This window comes from Methylobacter sp. BlB1, from assembly GCF_015476545.1.
Classification (GTDB): Bacteria; Pseudomonadota; Gammaproteobacteria; order Methylococcales; family Methylomonadaceae; genus Methylobacter.
The window spans coordinates 71,698-90,636 of record NZ_JADMKV010000011.1; the positions used below are offsets into that span (position 1 = coordinate 71,698).

Annotated in this window: 22 protein-coding genes and 1 tRNA gene; 19 read left to right on the forward strand and 4 right to left on the reverse strand. The window is 49.8% G+C overall.

Annotated features, from left to right (window positions below):
• Positions 1-277 precede the first annotated feature (277 nt).
• The 6 genes from IT781_RS06445 (at position 278) to IT781_RS06470 (ending at position 7,249) form a co-directional block, all read left to right on the forward strand.
• Positions 278-709 (forward strand): hypothetical protein, encoded by a 432-nt coding sequence (locus IT781_RS06445; RefSeq protein WP_228778970.1) that lies wholly within the window; start codon positions 278-280, stop codon positions 707-709.
• 44 nt (positions 710-753) lie between these two features.
• A complete protein-coding gene (locus IT781_RS06450) occupies positions 754-1,686 on the forward strand; it encodes an alpha/beta hydrolase (protein WP_194969322.1) in 933 nt (310 codons plus the stop codon).
• Between the two features lie 305 nt (positions 1,687-1,991).
• Positions 1,992-3,056, forward strand: coding sequence for a L,D-transpeptidase family protein (locus tag IT781_RS06455; RefSeq protein ID WP_194969323.1), 1,065 nt, complete (start codon positions 1,992-1,994; stop codon positions 3,054-3,056).
• A gap of 2 nt (positions 3,057-3,058) precedes the next feature.
• Positions 3,059-3,199, forward strand: a complete 141-nt coding sequence (locus IT781_RS06460) for a hypothetical protein (protein WP_194969324.1) — start codon at positions 3,059-3,061, stop codon at positions 3,197-3,199.
• 366 nt (positions 3,200-3,565) lie between these two features.
• Positions 3,566-4,801: an exo-beta-1,3-glucanase gene (locus tag IT781_RS06465; RefSeq protein ID WP_194969325.1), complete on the forward strand. Its 1,236-nt coding sequence runs from the start codon at positions 3,566-3,568 to the stop codon at positions 4,799-4,801.
• 168 nt (positions 4,802-4,969) lie between these two features.
• Positions 4,970-7,249: a thioredoxin domain-containing protein gene (locus tag IT781_RS06470; protein WP_194969326.1), complete on the forward strand. Its 2,280-nt coding sequence runs from the start codon at positions 4,970-4,972 to the stop codon at positions 7,247-7,249.
• Here the strand turns inward: IT781_RS06470 and IT781_RS06475 are convergent.
• A complete protein-coding gene (locus tag IT781_RS06475; RefSeq protein WP_194969327.1) occupies positions 7,246-7,860 on the reverse strand; it encodes a DsbA family protein in 615 nt (204 codons plus the stop codon). The two genes, IT781_RS06470 and IT781_RS06475, sit on opposite strands and share 4 nt — an antisense overlap.
• A 26-nt stretch (positions 7,861-7,886) precedes the next feature.
• Between IT781_RS06475 and IT781_RS06480 the strand changes: the two genes are divergently transcribed.
• The 5 genes from IT781_RS06480 to IT781_RS06500 all read left to right on the forward strand — a co-directional run bounded on the left by IT781_RS06480 (position 7,887) and on the right by IT781_RS06500 (position 11,212).
• Positions 7,887-8,240 carry a Rieske 2Fe-2S domain-containing protein gene (locus IT781_RS06480; protein ID WP_194969328.1) on the forward strand — a complete coding sequence of 118 codons (354 nt, stop codon included), beginning with the start codon at positions 7,887-7,889 and terminating at the stop codon, positions 8,238-8,240.
• A gap of 76 nt (positions 8,241-8,316) precedes the next feature.
• Positions 8,317-8,484, forward strand: coding sequence for a hypothetical protein (locus IT781_RS06485; protein WP_194969329.1), 168 nt, complete (start codon positions 8,317-8,319; stop codon positions 8,482-8,484).
• Positions 8,485-8,529: 45 nt separating this feature from the next.
• Positions 8,530-9,525, forward strand: coding sequence for a bifunctional biotin--[acetyl-CoA-carboxylase] ligase/biotin operon repressor BirA (gene birA / locus IT781_RS06490; protein WP_194969330.1), 996 nt, complete (start codon positions 8,530-8,532; stop codon positions 9,523-9,525).
• Entirely contained in the window at positions 9,522-10,253 is a 732-nt protein-coding gene (locus tag IT781_RS06495; RefSeq protein ID WP_194969331.1) for a type III pantothenate kinase, read from the forward strand. Before birA ends, IT781_RS06495 begins: the two co-directional genes overlap by 4 nt.
• The gene (locus tag IT781_RS06500) at positions 10,250-11,212 is read left to right on the forward strand and encodes a hypothetical protein (protein WP_194969332.1); all 963 of its coding nucleotides are present in this window, start codon (positions 10,250-10,252) and stop codon (positions 11,210-11,212) included. Before IT781_RS06495 ends, IT781_RS06500 begins: the two co-directional genes overlap by 4 nt.
• Here the strand turns inward: IT781_RS06500 and IT781_RS06505 are convergent.
• From IT781_RS06505 to IT781_RS06515, 3 genes are read right to left on the reverse strand one after another with little or no spacing between them, the layout of a single operon-like run.
• Positions 11,196-12,209, reverse strand: a complete 1,014-nt coding sequence (locus tag IT781_RS06505; RefSeq protein WP_194969333.1) for a heme A synthase — start codon at positions 12,207-12,209, stop codon at positions 11,196-11,198. The genes IT781_RS06500 and IT781_RS06505 overlap by 17 nt on opposite strands.
• Positions 12,210-12,231: 22 nt before the next feature.
• Positions 12,232-12,387 (reverse strand): hypothetical protein, encoded by a 156-nt coding sequence (locus tag IT781_RS06510; RefSeq protein ID WP_194969334.1) that lies wholly within the window; start codon positions 12,385-12,387, stop codon positions 12,232-12,234.
• Positions 12,388-12,441: 54 nt separating this feature from the next.
• The gene (locus tag IT781_RS06515) at positions 12,442-13,440 is read right to left on the reverse strand and encodes a folate-binding protein YgfZ (protein ID WP_194969335.1); all 999 of its coding nucleotides are present in this window, start codon (positions 13,438-13,440) and stop codon (positions 12,442-12,444) included.
• Positions 13,441-13,621: 181 nt separating this feature from the next.
• On the opposite strand from IT781_RS06515, the gene sdhC reads away from it, so the two are divergent.
• The 8 genes from sdhC (at position 13,622) to IT781_RS06555 (ending at position 18,937) form a co-directional block, all read left to right on the forward strand.
• A complete protein-coding gene (gene sdhC / locus IT781_RS06520; protein ID WP_194969336.1) occupies positions 13,622-14,002 on the forward strand; it encodes a succinate dehydrogenase, cytochrome b556 subunit in 381 nt (126 codons plus the stop codon).
• A 13-nt stretch (positions 14,003-14,015) separates the two neighbouring features.
• Entirely contained in the window at positions 14,016-14,396 is a 381-nt protein-coding gene (sdhD, locus tag IT781_RS06525; protein WP_194969337.1) for a succinate dehydrogenase, hydrophobic membrane anchor protein, read from the forward strand.
• Between the two features lie 3 nt (positions 14,397-14,399).
• Positions 14,400-16,184 (forward strand): succinate dehydrogenase flavoprotein subunit, encoded by a 1,785-nt coding sequence (gene sdhA / locus IT781_RS06530; protein ID WP_194969338.1) that lies wholly within the window; start codon positions 14,400-14,402, stop codon positions 16,182-16,184.
• On the forward strand, positions 16,184-16,969 hold the full coding sequence (locus IT781_RS06535) for a succinate dehydrogenase iron-sulfur subunit (RefSeq protein WP_228778971.1): 786 nt from the start codon (positions 16,184-16,186) through the stop codon (positions 16,967-16,969). The genes sdhA and IT781_RS06535 overlap by 1 nt, the downstream gene beginning before the upstream one ends.
• Positions 16,969-17,217 (forward strand): succinate dehydrogenase assembly factor 2, encoded by a 249-nt coding sequence (locus IT781_RS06540; RefSeq protein ID WP_194969339.1) that lies wholly within the window; start codon positions 16,969-16,971, stop codon positions 17,215-17,217. The genes IT781_RS06535 and IT781_RS06540 overlap by 1 nt, the downstream gene beginning before the upstream one ends.
• Positions 17,177-17,602, forward strand: a complete 426-nt coding sequence (locus tag IT781_RS06545) for a protein YgfX (protein ID WP_194969340.1) — start codon at positions 17,177-17,179, stop codon at positions 17,600-17,602. Before IT781_RS06540 ends, IT781_RS06545 begins: the two co-directional genes overlap by 41 nt.
• A gap of 112 nt (positions 17,603-17,714) precedes the next feature.
• Positions 17,715-18,806: a redox-regulated ATPase YchF gene (ychF, locus tag IT781_RS06550; RefSeq protein WP_194969341.1), complete on the forward strand. Its 1,092-nt coding sequence runs from the start codon at positions 17,715-17,717 to the stop codon at positions 18,804-18,806.
• 54 nt (positions 18,807-18,860) lie between these two features.
• Positions 18,861-18,937, forward strand: a tRNA-Met gene (locus tag IT781_RS06555).
• Positions 18,938-18,939 lie beyond the last annotated feature (2 nt).

Sequence of the window (18,939 nt, forward strand, 5' to 3'; positions counted from 1 at the left end):
CTTGTTCAGGTATGGATTGACAAACTGTCGTAACGTTCTTATGGTAAATCAATTGTTTATTTAGAATAGGGTTATGAGTTAGGGATTTTTTACTTTAAACAAGAGTCGAATATTCGGGTGATGTTGAACGCCCGGTTAACTGACCCGGTTAACTGATTCTTCTTTTTTCTCTCAACCTCGCGAGAACTGTAAAAAATCCTCCTCGATAAACCCTCCTTAGCAGTCTAGGGGAGGGTTTTCTTTTACTTGATGAATGACGAAGCAGATGAGTGGAAGTATGACATCAAAAGTATTCCAGACTTTAAAGTTCCTTGTGACTGCCAACTTTTATCTTTCCGTGATTGTGCTGATGGTAGGGGGTATCTCGTCAGTATCGGGCAGTGATGCAATTTTCGAATTCAAGAGGGAGTTTTATGATCCCTTGCGCAATAACTTGCGCATCATGATGATTTACCTGGCTATTTCTGAAATAGGCGTTTGCGTATATTGTTTTTTAAAGGATAAATTTCAAGCGATTATTCTGACCGGTTTTTTTCTGGTTTTGATTACCGGATTACTGGAATTTTATGGACAGATAAACGAGATCCCGATTGATCCGAATTACCCGCCGTTTTTTCTCTATATCGGTTTTTCGCACATTCTGTTCGGTGTGCTGACGAATATGGAAAAAACGCTTGCAAACCAGGCACATGAGATGTCAAAGCAATAGTCTGGACGTTGTCGTTGAATGTCATTGGTCATGCGGATATTTGCATGAGTCATCCGAAAACAAAGTCACGTATCTGGCGGAATACACAACGTGTATTGGGGCTTTTTTATCTGTTTGCATTGGCAGCGTGTACCGAGTCTTTGTTGTTCGCTGTGAATTCACTGGCCCGGACCGATAATTTTACTGAAATTGAAGGCATAGCTTATGGTGAGCATCGACTGAACCTGCTCGATATATATCTGCCTGACCGGAATCAGGCTTTGCGAGCCACGGTTGTCTTTTTTTACGGCGGTTGCTGGGGCGGATGTGAGACCAAAGGCAAGGAGAATTACCTGTTTGTCGCCCAGGCTTTGACATCGCACGGTTATGCGGTCGTCATACCGGATTATCGACGCTATCCGGAAGTCAGGTTTGATCAGATCATAGACGATGCTCGGCGGTCCGTGGAATGGGTTAAGGCTCACAGCGCAGAATACGGTGCGGATCCCGACAATATTTTCCTGATGGGGCATTCGGCCGGAGCGCATCTGGGCGCCATGCTGACGCTTAATGAGGACTATCTGCGGCCTGAAACCTACCAGCGCATAAAGGGATTTATTGGTCTGGCAGGTCCTTATGATTTTTTACCTCTCACAGAAGCCTATCAAAAAGAGATTTTCGGCCCCGAAGAGAAATATCTGGCCTCCCAGCCCGTCAATTTTGTTCAGGGTACGGAACCTCCCTTGCTTTTGCTGTATGGCAACAACGATGAAACGGTAAAGCCAATCAATATCAAGAGCCTGAGCTATAAGGTCAGGGATGCGGCGGGTTGCGTGGAAACCCGTCTATACGAAGACCTTGATCATGTTGAACTGTTGGCGGCGCTGGCATTGCCTCTGCAGGACAGCAAGCCGGTTTTGCCGGATATCATTGGATTTCTGAATTTTTACGCACAGCCGCAGGTATCCTGTAAGGCGATGATTACTAAAATGCATTAAATTTCTTGTTAATTTAACCAGACTATAATTTCTGATAGAAGCCCAGCTGATATTAAGCCAATAGCGATATCGTTTTTATCTGCCTTTATGTTAAACAGCCAAGCTATATTTTAAAGACCTCTGAGTCAAGCTATGCTTAAATCTTCCTGACATGATAGAATTTAAGTATTTTTTAATCAGGACAGGATTTTTTCCTCTTCACTGATTTTCTTCAATCAGGCTATTTTTCGCCGTTCAGCATGCGTTAAGCCTGAGTTTGAAAAAGTGATGTTATATTTGTTTTTGCGTTTGAGAAAATTATCAAAATGAAATTGCGTATATTGTTTGCCTTGTCGATCGCATTATCAGTCATCGGCGGCAAAGCCAGTGCCACGACCTACAATTGGCCGGCAGATCCCAACGATACTGTCATCACCGAATACCCGGATGGGGTGCCTCTGGCCCGGGCAGAGCAGGAAGAAACTTTGCTGGATATGGCCAGAAGGTTCAATTTGGGACAAATGGAAATAGTGCGTCTAAATCCGGACGTTGACCGTTGGCATGTGAAAAAGGATGAAATCATTCGCATCTCCAATAGACGCATTATGCCCGACTCGCCACACAAGGGCATCACGCTGAATATTTCCGAATACCGTATGTACTTTTATCCGCCTCAGGCACCAGGCATGCCCCGGCAAGTGATGTCGTTCGCGCATGGGGTCGGCAGACAGGACTGGAAGACGCCTCTGGGCGAAACCAAAGTCGCGCGCAAGATTAAAGATCCTGTCTGGCATCCGCCTGAATCAATCCGGCGCGAACATGCGGCCAACGGCGACCCTCTGCCGGCAGTCGTGCCGCCTGGTCCGCATAATCCACTGGGCGCTTATGCGCTGTATCTGAATCTGCCCGGTGAATACCGCATACATGGCACCGATATCGACAAGATCTTCGGTATCGGCATGCAGATCACGCATGGTTGCGTGCGTATGTATCCTGAAGATATAGAGCAGCTCTATAACATGGTGCCGGTGGGAACACCTGTTTATATCGTCAAGCAGCCTATTAAGGTGGGATGGCTGGATAACAAGCTTTACATAGAGGCGCACCCTGATTTGGAAGGCGAGGAAATGACGCGGGATCAGCGCTTTGAGCTGGCGCTGAGCCTTATCCAGAAAGCAAATAGCGGTGAAATACCTGAATTTGATCAGCAAATTCTGAATGAAGCCCTGACCAAGCTGGACGGTGACCCGATAGCAATTTACGAAAGATTGCCGCCTATGCCTGATGAAGAGGCTATAACCGCGCAGCAAGAGTCGGTTCAAACGCCTGCCAGCAATCCGACTTTGACAAAATATTACCGCGGCCCTCAAAAACCGCCTTCGTCGTATTAACCATGCCCAGACTATCCGGTGCGTTCCTGTCGCAACCGGATAGTCTGAATCTAAAATTGCAATTCAATGTCTATAGGGAATTGTTCATGCAGCACGCCGGCAAGAAATCCTTATTTGCCATTGATGTCCATTTCTTTCAGTAGCCGATCCAGGCTTGCGGCCCAGGCTTATATTTTACTGTGTCGGATGGCATGCTTTGGCAATTGCCGGGTGCTGTTAGGGTTTTGCAACCCTATAATTTTTAAGGACAATATTTATTGAAATGATGCTTTTTGTGTAATTTGCACTGGCTTGAATTTAGTGCTTTTTAAAGGTCATTTCAATTTTCCGGAAGCTGGTAAAGTCACAGGTAATTTTACATTTTGAAGTCAGAATGGGCATTTGTAGCTCTTTTTTGAAAATCAGGATGAATAAAATTCACGACTTTTGTAAAGAAATCGCTATCATATCGCTCTAGCGGGAAGTGAGCGTAAGCTTATCCATTAATATTTTTATTCTATGAGGATTTCATGAAGCAATTGCTGTTTTGGGTTTGGTTTTCCGTGTTGTTTATGAGTGGTCAGTCAATGGCTGCAGATCAGCCGGCAGCTACAGAAAAACCGGCAGTTGCAGACAAGTCAACGGTTGTTGATAAACCGGCAGCCACAGAAAAAACACCGCCTGCCGATAAGCCGGAAGCTGATGCCAAGCCGACCGGAGCCGATAAGCCGGAAGCTGACGCCAAGCCGGCTGCTACGGGGCAGGAGCAGCCACCGGCAGCCGGCAAGCCGGCGACAACAGAAAAGCCGATAGCGGAACTCCAGCATAAAGAAAATGGGCCCATTCCACCCTCCAATGAAGTATTGCAGTGCGCCGCTTTCAGCCCTTACGTCGGCGATCTTAATCCCGACAAGGGCACTCATCCATCCAGGGAATTGATCAATGAACTGCTCGATAAGCTGGTCAAGGAAACACGCTTTCGCTGCATTATGACCTACGGCGTCATGAATGGCCTGGAGTATGTCTTTGCTGCGGCCGAAGCGCGCAATCTCAAAGTGATCGCCATCATCTGGCTGGACGATGACATCAACGTCAATACACAGTCGATTAACAGCGGCATAGAAGTCGCGCGGGCTTTCCCGCAGACGATCGTAAAGCTGAGCTGCGGCTCCGAAGTCAGAACGCGGCACGGCAATGCCTTCGATGGCGAGATCACGCGCTGCATAGACAGTCTGCGTAAAGCCGGCGTAACTCAGCCTATCACAACGATTGACACCTGGTGGGAATGGTGCAACCGGTCATGGCCTTGCAAGCAAACCAGCTTCGGCAAAAGCGTGGACTGGATAGGCACAAATATTTTCCCCTGGTGGGAAAATAAATATTCAGGTATTTTCCCTTGTACATCAGCCAGCAAAGCGGCTGATTTTCATATCGCCCGGCTCAAGGATCTGCGGAAAACTTATCCCAAGAAAGACGTGATTCTGACCGAATTCGGCTGGCCTAACGGCCCGGCAGGCGGCACGGAATACAATATTCATACCAAGCAGCATTGCGGCGTAGCCGGCAAGAAAAATCAAATGAGAGTCGTCGAGCAGACCTTTAGAAAACTGTCTCAAAAGAACTGGTCCGGCGTTGCGTTTGAGGCGTTTTCGGAAAACTGGAAGCCCAGCAATGAAGGCAGCTTCGGTAGTTACTGGGGGCTTTGTGAAGGAAAGCCGCCGTATGCCTGCGTCAAAGGGGTAAGCGGCATTCCACCCAAACGGTAGAGAGCTGAATTAAAAAGCGTTGCTTGAAAAAACAAGGGTAACAGCAACGCTTTTTTACCGACGTCGGAGCATTTTCGACAAAATAAAGTCCAATGCATTATCAAGCATAGGCGCACCTAAAGATGCGCCATTAATTGTTTTGAAACATGCAGCCTACGGGACTTTATCATGCCATCCACCGCCGAACTGAAAGCCAAGCTGGCCGCTGCCCTGGAAGCTAAAGGCCCGAATTACCAGCCTCGCACGCATCATCTGGAAAACGGCAAGCCGGTTTATACCAACCGGCTGATCTTTGAGGATTCTCCTTATCTGTTGCAGCATGCCCATAATCCGGTGGATTGGTTTCCCTGGGGTGATGAGGCGTTTGCCATCGCGCGTCTGGAAAACAAACCGGTTTTTCTGTCGATAGGTTATGCCACTTGCCATTGGTGTCATGTCATGGAAGAGGAAAGTTTTGAAAGCCTCTATATTGCAAAAATCCTCAATGACAATTTCATTTCCATCAAGGTAGACAGGGAACAGTACCCCGACATCGACCAGATTTATATGACAGCCGTCACCATGATGACCGGGCATGGCGGCTGGCCGATGTCGTCATTTCTAACGCATCAAGGCAAGCCCTTTTTCGGCGGCACTTATTATCCGGCAGAAACATTTGTCAACTTGCTATTGCAGATCTCGCAGGTTTGGCACAGCCAGCAGCAAATACTGATCGATCAGGCCGAGCAGCTGGCTGATGCGCTAGATCGTGTCACGGCCGCTCAGCGCCGGGTCAGCAAACTGGACTCTTCGGCCATGCAGGCGGCGATCGGCCAGTTGCTTGAGCACTACGATGCCAAAGATGGCGGCTTCAGTCCGGCGCCGAAGTTTCCCAGCGAACCGGTTTTGTTGCTGCTGCTTCAGGCCTATGAGCGAAATCTCGATCCGGCGCTATTTTCCGCTTTGAATCACACGTTGTCGGCGATGGCGCAAGGGGGCATTTATGACCAGATTGGCGGCGGATTTCACCGTTATGCCACCGATGCGCATTGGCTGGTACCGCATTTTGAAAAAATGCTCTACAACCAGGCCTATCTTGCCAGAGTCTATCTGCACGCCTACGAGCTGACCGGCAATCCGCTCTATGCGCGCATCGTCAAACAGACGCTCGATTATGTGCTGCGAGAAATGACGACTCCGGAAGGCGTATTTTATTCCGCAACCGATGCCGACAGCGAAGGCCGGGAGGGCGCGTTTTTTATCTGGACAGTGGATGAAGTTAAATCCGTGCTGCCGCCTGACGATGCCTTCTTCATCATAAACACTTTCGGCCTGACGCCAAAGGGCAATTTTGAAGGCAAGAATATTTTTCACCTGCCTCGCTCGCTGGATGACATCGCCCGTGACAAAGGCGTCAGCCTGGACCAATTATTTACTAGACTCGATCCGCTGCTGGAAAAACTCAGGCTTTATCGCGCAAAACGGATTCCGCCGTTGACAGACAACAAAATCATCGTTGCCTGGAACGCCATGCTGATCACGGCGCTGGCCGAGGCCGGCGACAGGCTGGTTGAGCCGCGCTATATTGATGCCGCCAGGCGCGCGGCCGGTACGCTGTGGAAGAAGCAACGGCTCAAAGAGGGTGTGTTGTGGCGCGTCAGTCTCGATAATAAGTCATCCATTCCCGCTCGCCAGGACGACTATGTCCATTTCAGTGAGGCTTTGCTGGCGCTTTATGATATCAGCGGCGAACCGTTGTTTCTGCAGCAAGCCCAGGCGCTTGCCGATGAAATGCTGGAGAAGTTTCTGGACAGTGCTTCCGGCGCGTTGGTGATGGGACGGGAGCGGCTATTGTTCCATCATCCCAAAGACAGCTATGACGGAGCGCTGCCTTCCGGCAATGCCGTTGCCGTGCGTGTGCTTTCAAGGCTGGCCAGGCGCACGGGAGAGCTTGTCTATGCTGACCATGCGGCAAAAATCGTTCAGGCTTTCGCGGACGATATCAATCGACAGCCTTCAGCTTTTGCTTATCTGTTGGCGCAGCTCGATGAAATGCAACATGGCGAGATCGGGCCTCGCCAATATGTTGCGCGCGGCGCTGTCAAAATTGAAGCAAAACGCATAAAACAGCCGCGCAAAAGCACTGTGATAATCGATCTGGATATCAAAGAAGGCTGGCACATCAATACCCATGAGTCGTTACAGCAAACGGCGGTGGCTACGGAGATAAACCTGGCAAAAGGCTCGTCATGGACTATCGATGCGGCGACTTATCCCAAGCCGGTGTTAAGGACGCTGCCGTTCGATAAAAATCCATTGGCACTTTATGAGGGCCGGGTACACCTGCAGGCCGAACTTTCCCGTCATGATGACGGAAGCTATGAGCCTATTAAGCTGAATCTGCAGCTTCAGGCTTGTGACCAAAATAGCTGCCAGTCGCCCGAAACTGTGGTTTTAACGGTCTATTAACCGCCTTTTATATCGTCAAGCATGGTTCTGTAATTGAGATAGTCGACCGCTACAGGCGAAATTTTGCCATTCTGCTCCAGGATCAGCGATGGGTAAGAACAGACGCCAAAACGTCTGGCGGTCTTGATTTCCTGCTGCAGTTGCCTGTCAATTTCATGACTGCGATAGTCAAGTTCAAATTGCTTGCTGTCCAAACCCGCCTGGCTGGCGCACTCGAACAATGTGGAATCGAGCGCCGGATTTTTGGCGTGCTGATAATAAGCCTCCTGAATGCGGGCTAAAAGCCTGTCTTCAAATTCAATCCCTTGTTTTCTCGCTGCCAATAATGACCGGCAGGCTGGGTAGGTCGACCTAATAGGCGTGTTATTGCTCCAGAATGCAAAATTGAATTTAACGCCCGGCACCGTTTGCTCGATGCGATGCCATGCCTGTTGTATGCTTTGCTGCAGGGCAAGGGGCATGGGTTCTGTCGAGTCGGGGGCAAGTCCGCCCAAAAGTCTTTTAAACTCGATGTCCGGTGGTAATGCCTGCTTTAGTGCGGACAAGCTGGTCTTGAAAGCGTAACACCAACTGCACAGCGGATCGTGTATATAATATAAGCTTGTATTCATTTTCATCCTGATGACAGTTAAGAAACATGCAGGCCGATTCAAATAAAATTTGTAATATCGCCGATCTTGAAGCCGGCCAATGCCGGCAATTCAATTATACCAATGCATCGGGTGTACTGGTTGAGGCGCTGCTGGTGAAAACGCTTGATGCGGTAAAAGCCTATCAAAATGCCTGTCCTCATTGGGAAGTGGAGATGAACTGGAAGCCGGATGAGTTTCTTAACCCTGAGCGGACGCATATCAGCTGCGCCATTCATGGCGCCTTGTTTAGAATTGATGACGGCTTATGTGTGTTCGGGCCTTGCGTCAGACAAAAACTAACACCGGTTCCTGTCCAGGTTTTGGACGGAGCTGTTTATTTATCGGCGCATGGGCGATAAATTACGATGATTTAACTGCAGATCCTCATAGATTAGTTTATTTGCAGTATAATTAATGAGCTGTCCCAGGGAGGGTATGACAGAATTTCAGCATAGAATTTCCGGCACATCAATGATCTACTTATCATCAATAGCGGTTATCGTCCAATTGGGAATTGGCGGTATGGCGCGCAATACGGTTGCCCAATACATCCGAAAAGAATCAGGCAATCAGGCAATCAGTCAACAGGCATTAATGTTTTGATACATGAAGTAAATAAACAGTCTTTCGGTTTCAGAGGCTAAAGTTGTGGTTATTTCTGAGAAACAAAAGAAAATTCTGGCTATTCTTGCAGACGGCCAATTTCATTCCGGAACCGAACTGGCTCGCGTCATGAAGCTCAGTCGTGCAGCGGTATGGAAGCAGTTAAACAGCCTGACTGAATTGGGCCTGCAACATTCGGCAGTCAGAGGTAAAGGTTACCGGCTGGACAAACCGCTTGAGCTGCTTGTGCATGCCGAAATCGATGAAGTGCTGAGCGATCGGACCCGCGAGCTGATTTCATCACTTGAAATTCATGACCGTATCCATTCCACGAACAGTTATCTGGTAGATTGCGGACAACATGGCGCGCTGTCCGGCACTGTCTGTTTCGCAGAGCATCAAACCGCCGGCAAAGGCAGGCGGGGACGGCAATGGATATCGCCTTACGGCAGTAATATTTATCTGTCTATACTGTGGCGTTTCCAGCAGGGCCCTGCCGCCATTTCAGGATTGAGCCTGGCTATCGGCGTAGCGGTCATGCGGGCTTTAAGACAGCATGATATTGAGGATGTCGGCCTGAAATGGCCTAATGACATCTACAGCCAGGGTAAAAAACTGGGCGGTATTCTGGTCGAGGTTTCAGGCGAAACCGATGGCCCGTGTTCGGCTGTGATCGGCTTGGGCCTGAATTTGTTTTTGCCCGAACCTGAGGCTGAAAGCATTACGCAGGCATGGACTGATCTGAGTAAAGTGACCGGTTGGCAGCAACTCTCCAGAAACAGGCTGGCTGGTCTTTTATTGGAACATCTGATAGCGGTTATTGCGGATTTTGAGGGGGCCGGCATTAAAGCTTATGTCGATGAATGGCGCAGTTATGATTGCCTGAAAGGCAAAGCGGCGACACTGTTTATCGCCACGCAGCAATTCGAGGGCACTGTTGAAGGTATAGATGATGATGGGCTGTTGTTGATTAAACGGCTGGATGGCCATGTCCAGGCTTTTGCTTCCGGCGAAGTCAGCTTCAGCAGTTATTTGTCATGAATCTGCTGATCGATATAGGCAATACCCGACTGAAATGGGGTATGGCCAACGGCTATCAAATCATTGCCGGACAGCCGCTCGTCCATGATCAGGTGGTGCGGCATGAGCTTGTGAATATCTGGGAAAAAATCTCTCCGCCTCAACGGATCGCCATCGCCTGCGTCAGTGCAGGGCAACTGTTTGAACAGGTTCGTTCAGTTGCTCTTGAGCTTTGGCCGAGCGTGGATATCATCTCGGCCAAAGCTCAAGCACAGGCATTCGGTGTACAGAATGCCTATGAAAATCCGGAAAAACTTGGCGTTGACCGCTGGCTGTCGCTGGTGGCCGTCCGGCATTTCTATCCGGGGCCAGCCTGCGTGATCGATTGCGGCACGGCAATAACCGTGGATGTGCTTGATACGTATGGCAAGCATCAAGGCGGCTTGATCAGCCCCGGATTGATGCTGATGAAAAAATCGCTCTCGCTGGGAACCGAGCAGCTACAATTCAGTGAAACGCATCATGCGTTCGGGCTTGCGACGAACACGGCAGCAGCCATCTATAGCGGCACCTTATCGGCTGCAGTCGGGCTGATCGAGCATGTAGTGGCCCGGCAACCGGACAATATGCAAGTGATCTTGACAGGGGGCGACGCACAGCTTGTCGCTGAGCGGCTTGTTTTCAAACCGGTCATCGACGCCGATATTGTGTTGCGTGGACTGTCCATAATCTTGAAGAGTGACGAATGAAATTTTTTTTGTTTTTAGTGGCGCTGGCTAATGTCGGACTGTTCATGTGGGAATATAAACAGGGCGCTTTCGAACCCTCGGCCGATATCGCCGAGCAATACGATTCGCCGGACGAGGAAAGCATTCTATTGGTCAGCGAGCTAAAAAATGCCCAGCAAGCTCAGGCATCCGGACCTAAGCCGGATACTGCAGCAGATCCGAAGAAAACTTCGGCAGCCACGGTCCCATCAGTTTCATTGAAGGGTTTAGAGGCTCCTGATAATAATTTGCTGGCTGAGCAATTGAGTCTGCCCATGGACAAGCTTGTGGTCGAGGCAGGTTTGCCAGCTGAAAACAGCGCTGCTCGTCCGATTGATCAGAAAAAAGCGGAAAAAGCGCTGCCTGAATCCGCTCATGCTGATAAGGAAAAGTCAGGCCAGCCAAGGCTTGAATCAAAGCCCGATCAGCCAATTATTGCCGCCGCTCAAAAAGCCCAGGACAGTGACGCTGCAAGCGAACCGGCCAGTTGTTATGAAGCCGGGCCTTTCGCCAATGGCAATGCCTATCAGCTCTGGAAAAGAGAATTGAATGCGCCCAAGGCAGCCATTAAGTCGCTGAGCCGCGACGGTGAGGTGATCAGTGATTATCTGGTTTACTATCCAGCCGCGGAAACCAGGCAGCAGGCCGAGGCCAACCTGAAAATGATCAAGGACAAAGGCATCAATGATCTCTGGCTTTTGACGAAGGGTAAAGATAATGGCTTGATTTCGTTAGGCGTATTCAAAAACGAAAGCCGGGCTCTGGCAATGAAGAGCCAGTTGCTGGCCATGGGCATTCAAGCCGAAGTCAAGCCCCGATATACCCCAAAACCCCAGAAATACGCCCAGATTAAAGCGGGCGGCAAGGTCCAGGAGCGCCTGAATGTCATGAAGCAAACTTACCCGGCTGTCGTCGTCAAACAAATCAATCAGTGCTGGTAATCCGCGAATGGCCAGGGTTTGAAATTGCCGGTTTATTTGCCGAATAACTCAGGCATATAAACAGGAAAAACTGTACGCCGAAGATCAGGTTGGCCATTAATAAATGCACGGGTTGGGCAACCGCCGGCATGCCCAGCCTGTCCAGCGTGATGCCTGCGATGATTGCCGTCACAATCAGACCGATAAGCGAAAAGCCGGTGCGCAGCAAAATGCTTTGCTTGTCGACCGACTGGTAAATTTTCCAGACCAGCCAGAGGTTGGTAAATAAAATAATCGACGAGAAGGATCGGTGGATATAAAAAATGACAGGAAAGTCGTCGCGCCAGAACTGGCGATCGATATAGGCGTGTTCATGCGCAATAAAATCCACCGCTTCGCGCACCCGGGTGCCCATGGCAACCTGCGTTAAAGTCATGATCATGGCGACGATCAAAACGGCCCGGAACTTCTCGGGCAACCCTTGAGTGTCTATCCGGCCTATAAAGTCGCGTTGCGATCGGGCAATCGTATAAATGAGCAGGGCGACTATGAACAAAGCCAGCAGCATATGCAGCGTGATCATGATGGGCTTCAGATTGCTGGCGACCACGGTGGAACCCAGCCATCCTTGGAAACCAACCAGAAAAAACACACTTAAGGATAAATAAAAGACGGTTTTGTCGGATTTCAGGTAAATGCGCGATGACCAGACAGTCAGGAAAATCAGGAATCCTACCGTCACGCCAACCAGGCGGTTGGTATATTCGGTCCAGGTTTTCACCGGGTTGAATTGCGTGCTTTCATAGCCGCGTTCGGCATAGATTTCATGATAATTGGCCGGCAACTGTGATTCTTCGGTTGGCGGAACCCATTGTCCGAAGCAGGTCGGCCAATCGGGGCATCCCATGCCCGCTCCGGAGGCTCTTACAATCCCGCCTACGAGAATGACAAAATAAACGGCGAAAATAGTCAAGGTGCCCAGGCGGCGAAAACGTATGGCTGCTTGTGTATTCATCATAGTTTTATCAGGGTGCTGCTGTTTAGGAAAGCATGCTCTTTGCTAATTCAATTTCATCTGAAATACTTTCAATTTCCGGTATTTCAGCATCGGTTGCAAGACTCGGCTTGCCAAAAGCGGGAGTTGAAGAGCAGTCAATCCGGCATGCCGGACGATCAGTTCCCGCGATGTTCTGCAAGAAAGCTACTTGCATGATATCGATATAAGGAAGGTCTAATGTACACGAGTAAAATTATAACGTTAATACCGTGACCTTGTCCTGATCTTGATTGTTTAAGGCCAGATTATAAGTATTCGCATCGGACACTTGCAGAACGATAAGCATTTTATAAACATTGTTTCTGGCTTGCGCCGTGAGTACCGTGCCAATGCTTTGTTCTGATTCCGCGTTCTTGTCCATGATTGCCGTATTGGGCTGGGGCGCGGTTGCTGATGCGCATTCAGCCAGGAACATTTCCCGTTTGGTTTTGCCGAGATAATGGGTGCGGGCCACAATTTCCTGGCCGGTGTAGCAGCCTTTGTTGAAACTGATGCCGCCCAATTTATCCAGGTTGAGCATTTGCGGAATGAATTCCTCTGACGTTTCGGGCGTCAGCCACGGAAGGCCTGCGGTAATGTCCAGATAGCGCCATTGCGCCGAGCTTTGCGGCTGGAAGCCATGATCGCCGGTCCATGTTTTCCAAAGCATTATCGCCTTCTCCGGTTCTGATATAATTAGATACCGGCTCTGTTCGGGCGAAATATTGATAAAGACGGCATTTTGCTGGCTGGTTGCAAACAACCGCTCAGGCAAGGATAAGCCGCTCGGCTGCCCGGCGGGACAGCAGAGCCCTATCAGGCATAGTTCATCCGAGCTATCGATTAATTGCACATCGGACCTCAGGATGTACTTTTGCAGTCGCTCTTTAACCGATCCCAGCAATGCCTTCGGCAAAATCAGAAGGAAGGCATCGGTTTTTTTAACCAGCAAAAAAGTTGTAATGACGCGCCCTTTCGGGTTGCACAGAGCGCCGACACTGCTTTGAGTTTCGGTAATATCATTGATATTGCAGGTGATCTGTCCTTGCAGGAATTTTGCCGCATCTTTTCCGGCTACAGTCAGAACAGCCAGCTCAGAGATGGCAAAGATATGTTTTCCGCTGTCAGGGGAAATAGCAGGGAAAGCAATATCGCCCTCATCTTTAAACGTGGCATGTTCGGTGCTTAGAAAATTTTTCCAGTTTTGGTCCATGGATGAGATTTTATGGGTGGGTGCATTAAGAAGGGCATTGATTATAACGCGCTTCAAAACTAAGACAAAAAATCAGCTCGCCCCGCATTTATTACCTATGGATTGGGCGTATTTTGTATTGGCTTACCCGTGGCCGACAAGGTATTATTAACTTACCTTATGGCTTAAATCGTGATGTGTTATGGACCAACAGAAAAAAATCCGGCCACTCTCTCCACATCTGCAGGTTTACAAGCTGCCCCTGAATGCAGTTGCGTCTATTGTTCACCGTATAACCGGTGTCATATTGTCGATAGGATTGCTGCTGTTCGTAGGCAGTTTGCTGACAGTCAGCGTGGGAGAGGATGCATATATAACCCTGCAAAACCTTATGAACCATGCCTTGGGCACTCTGATCCTCTGGTTATTTATTTATGCGCTGTTCTTTCATCTGTGTCACGGCGTCAGGCATTTAATCTGGGATGCCGGCAGTGGATTCGAACGGGAACACATGGACAGGAATGTCTATATCGAACTGATAGCATCGGTCATTCTGACTGTCGCTGGTTTTTTCTTACTTTAAGCAGGAGGCTATCATGGATTATCGTACACCGCTTGCCAAAGCCCGGGGCCTGGGTTCTGCAAAGGCCGGAACTGCTCATTGGTGGATGCAGCGAGTCACGGCTGCCGCGCTTATTCCGCTGTCCTTATGGTGGCTGACGTTCATCGGTCATCTGTTAAAGTCATCTTATCCGCAAACTGTAGTCTGGCTGTCAAAACCTTTGAACAGCGTGCTTATGATCGCCTGGATTCTGGCTGTTTTTTACCATGCCGGCCTGGGTCTGCAAGTGGTCATTGAAGATTATGTCCATACCGAATGGCTGAAGATTGTTTCCGTGTGGATCGTCAAGCTGGTATTTGTTCTTCTGGCGTTAGTCGCTGTGATGGCGATTTTTAATATTGGGAAAATGGTATAAGGCATGTCGAATAGTTATAAAATCATTGAACATCGCTACGATACCGTCGTTGTCGGCGCTGGCGGCGCCGGTTTGCGCGCGACCTTGGGCATGGCGGAAAAGGGATTGAAAACGGCCTGCATCAGCAAGGTTTTCCCCACCCGCAGCCATACCGTCGCCGCGCAGGGCGGCATCAGCGCGGCATTGGGCAATATGGGCGAAGACGACTGGCGCTGGCACATGTATGATACCGTCAAGGGGTCCGACTGGCTGGGCGACCAGGATGCCATCGAATATATGTGCCGTGAGGCTATCCCGGCCATCATCGAGCTTGAGCATTACGGCGTGCCTTTTTCCAGAACGCCGGACGGCAGAATTTACCAGCGCGCGTTTGGCGGCATGACCACGCATTTCGGGGAGGGCACGGCCCAGCGCACATGCGCCGCTGCAGACCTGACCGGCCATGCCATTCTGCATACTTTGTATCAGCAGTCGCTCAAGCATCGGGCCGAGTTTTTTGTCGAATATATCGCTCTCGACTTGATCATGGAAGACGGTGCCTGCAGAGGCGTGCTGGCCTGGTGCCTGGAGGACGGCAGCCTGCATTTATTCAGGTCTCACATGACTGTGCTGGCAACGGGGGGGTACGGGCGCTGTTACTTTTCCTGCACGTCCGCTCATATCGTGACCGGCGACGGCAATGCGATGGTGCTGCGGGCCGGATTGCCGCTGCAAGACATGGAGTTTGTGCAGTTTCATCCGACCGGTATCTATGGCGCGGGCTGTCTGATTACGGAAGGTGTTAGGGGCGAGGGCGGTTATCTGACCAATTCTGAGGGCGAGCGCTTTATGGAGCGCTATGCGCCTCATGCAAAAGATCTCGCTTCCCGAGATGTCGTAAGCCGGGCCATTATGCTGGAAATCAGGGAAGGGCGCGGCGTAGGCAAGGAACGCGACCATGCTTATCTGCATATCGAACATCTGGACCCGGCCATTATAAAAGAACGCCTGCCCGGCATATCAGAGACGGCCCGGATCTTTGCCGGCGTTGATGTCACCAAGAACCCGATCCCTGTTTTGCCTACCGTACATTACAACATGGGCGGCATTCCCACCAATTATAAGGCCGAGGTCATCACTAAGAACGGGGATGATTCCGAAGTCGTTGTGCCAGGGCTCATGGCCATTGGCGAAGCTGCTTGTGTCTCAGTTCATGGCGCCAATCGGCTGGGCTCGAATTCATTGCTCGATCTGATCGTTTTCGGGCGGTCAGCGGCCATACGCTGCGCCGAGCTGGTAAAGCCAAGCACCCCTCATGCACCTTTAAAAAAAGAGGCATGCGATTTGGCGCTCGCACGCTTCGATCGTATCCGCCACTCTAAAGGATCTTTGAAAACGGCTGATGTACGTTTAAACATGCAAAAAACCATGCAGACGCATGCAGCTGTTTTCAGAACGGGGCCTGTGCTTGATGAGGGTATTGAAAAGTTAAGGCAAGTCGCCGAGTCCTTTGCTGATATAGGAATAAAGGATCAATCCTTGATCTGGAATACGGATCTGGTCGAAACGCTGGAGCTGGACAACCTGTTAAGCCAAGCGATGGTGACAATCACCGGAGCGGCAAACAGAACGGAAAGCCGGGGCGGGCATGCCAGGGAGGACTATCCTGAGCGCGATGATCAGAACTGGCTGAAGCATTCATTACTCTGGCTGGATAAGGGGCAGGTTAAAATCGATTACCAGCCCGTACATCTGTATACCTTGACTGATGACGTTGAAGCTATTCCACCTAAGAAGAGGGTTTATTAATGGTTGAATTTGCCTTGCCTAAAAACTCGGTGCCTAAAAAAGGCAAATTTTTTCCCGCGCCCGAGCATGCCAAGCATACTAAACGGTTTGAAGTTTACCGCTGGGACCCTGAAAGTGGTGAAAACCCGCGGATCGATGCCTATGAAATCGATCTTGATAATTGCGGGCCGATGGTGCTGGATGCGATCATCAAGATCAAAAATGAGATCGATAGTACTTTGACCTTCAGGCGTTCATGCCGGGAGGGCATTTGCGGTTCCTGTGCGATGAACATCAATGGCAAGAATACGCTGGCCTGCATCAACGCCATTGAAGATTATCCGGGCACGATTAAAATTTTCCCGTTGCCGCATTTGTCCGTGATAAAAGACCTGGTCGGCGACATGAGCCATTTCTTCGCTCAATATGCTTCCATAAAACCGTGGATTGAAACGCAAACGCCGCCGCCAGCGGACCGGGAGCGGCTGCAGAGCAGGGAAGACCGCAAAAAACTCGACGGTTATTATGAATGCATCCTGTGCGCTTGTTGCTCAACCAGTTGCCCGAGTTATTGGTGGAACAGCGACCGTTTTCTGGGGCCGGCCGTTTTGTTGCAGGCCTACCGCTGGCTTAATGATAGCCGCGATGAAATTGCCGGCGAGCGGCTGGATGACCTCGAGGATCCGTTTAAGCTGTACCGGTGCCATACCATCATGAACTGCACCGATACCTGTCCCAAACACCTGAATCCTGCCAAGGCGATTGCTGAAATTAAAAAAATGCTGTTAATCCGGCAACAAGGTTGATGGTTTCAGAAGAAAAATTGAGATGGCTCTGCCGGCGTGGTTCGCTGGAGCTGGATAAGATGCTTAACCTGTATCTGGAACATGCCTATTTAAAGGCTGGGCATGTTGAACAGCAACTGTTTCAGGCATTGCTGAATTTCAGCGATGCGGAGCTGTTGAGGTTTTTGGTGGACGGGCAAGTGCCTGAAGCAAAAGGAATGGATGCTCTTGTCAAAAAAATACGATCCCTCTCTGCTGCTGGAACTTAAACCTTCCAAACGGTTGGAACAGCTGCTGATTTTTGCTCATGTGCTCGCGTTGGGTGCATGTCTGACCGCTGCTTTGCCGCTTGCCATTAAATTGGCTTTATTGGCAGGAATAGGTCTGCACTGTTGGGGCGTTATCAGGCGCTTAAATGATTTCCGGCAGATAATCAGATATACCGAGGCGTCAGGCTGGGAAATCTTGGACGGCAATGACTTCGAACCGGTCCGAGTTATAAATTCAACGGTTATCACCGTATATGTAATATTTTTACAGGTGATAAGGCAGAACGCCGGCAAAAAGACGATTATCGTTTTAAACGATGCGTTATCAGAAGATGACTATCGATTTCTTATCGTGAAATTGAGAACAAGCGTCAACACCGGATAAATTAAATAGGCATTTTAGATTAAAGCGATAAATTGTATAATTTACCGTTTGTTTCAGCTTGAACCTCTCGCTGTATTCCTTTCTTGTACAAAATTCTATTTAAGAGAACTCTATGGCATTGTATTGCGGAATCGTTGGTTTGCCCAATGTTGGAAAATCGACCCTGTTTAACGCATTAACCCGGGCGAAGATCGCCGCCGAAAACTACCCATTCTGCACAATTGATCCCAACGTGGGCGTCGTTCCCGTGCCTGACAATAGAATGGAAAAACTGGCAGAAATTGTGAAACCCGAGCGTACACTGCCTACGACCATCGAATTTGTTGATATTGCAGGGCTGGTTGCCGGCGCCTCGAAAGGCGAAGGCTTGGGCAATCAATTTCTGGGCAACATTCGTGAAACCGATGCGATAGCCCACGTCGTGCGCTGTTTCCATGACGACAACGTTATCCATGTCGCCGGCAAGATCGACCCCGTTTCCGATATAGAAGTCATTAACACCGAATTGGCATTGGCGGATATGGCTACGGTTGACAGGGCATTGCAGCGCGTATCAAAAGCCGCCAAATCCGGCAACAAAGATGAACTGGCGAAAAAACAGGTGCTGGAGAAAGTCGCCAAGCACCTGGATACCGGCGAGCCTGTGCGAGCCATGGGGCTGAGCGATGATGAAACAGCGTTGATAAAAGACCTGTGCCTGTTGACGATCAAGCCTACCATGTACATTGCCAATGTTCAGGATGACGGCTTCGAAGACAATCCCTTGCTGGATAGGGTCAGAGAGTTTGCCGCAAAGGAAGGGGCTGTCGTCGTGCCGATATGCGCCGCGATAGAGGCGGAAATTGCCCAACTGGACGACGATGAAAAGAAGGAATTCCTCGATGATCTAGGCTTGGAAGAGCCGGGCTTGAACCGTGTCGTCAGAGCCGGCTACGCACTGCTGAACCTGTCCACCTATTTTACCGCCGGCGTAAAGGAAGTCCGGGCCTGGACCATTCCGACAGGCGCAACCGCTCCGCAGGCAGCCGGCGTCATCCACTCGGATTTTGAAAGAGGATTCATCCGCGCCGAAGTGATCGCCTATGAAGATTTCATTGCCAATAAAGGCGAGCAGGGCGCCAAGGATGCCGGAAAATGGCGTCTTGAAGGCAAGGATTATGTCGTTAAAGACGGCGATGTGGTTCATTTTAGATTCAACGTTTGACAAATCTCGAGCGGGTATTTAAAATGCCCGCTCTTTTGAGAGACCTACTTCAAAGGCGATGTAGCTCAGCCGGTTAGAGCGTGGGATTCATAACCCCAAGGTCGGTGGTTCGATCCCACCCATCGCCACCATT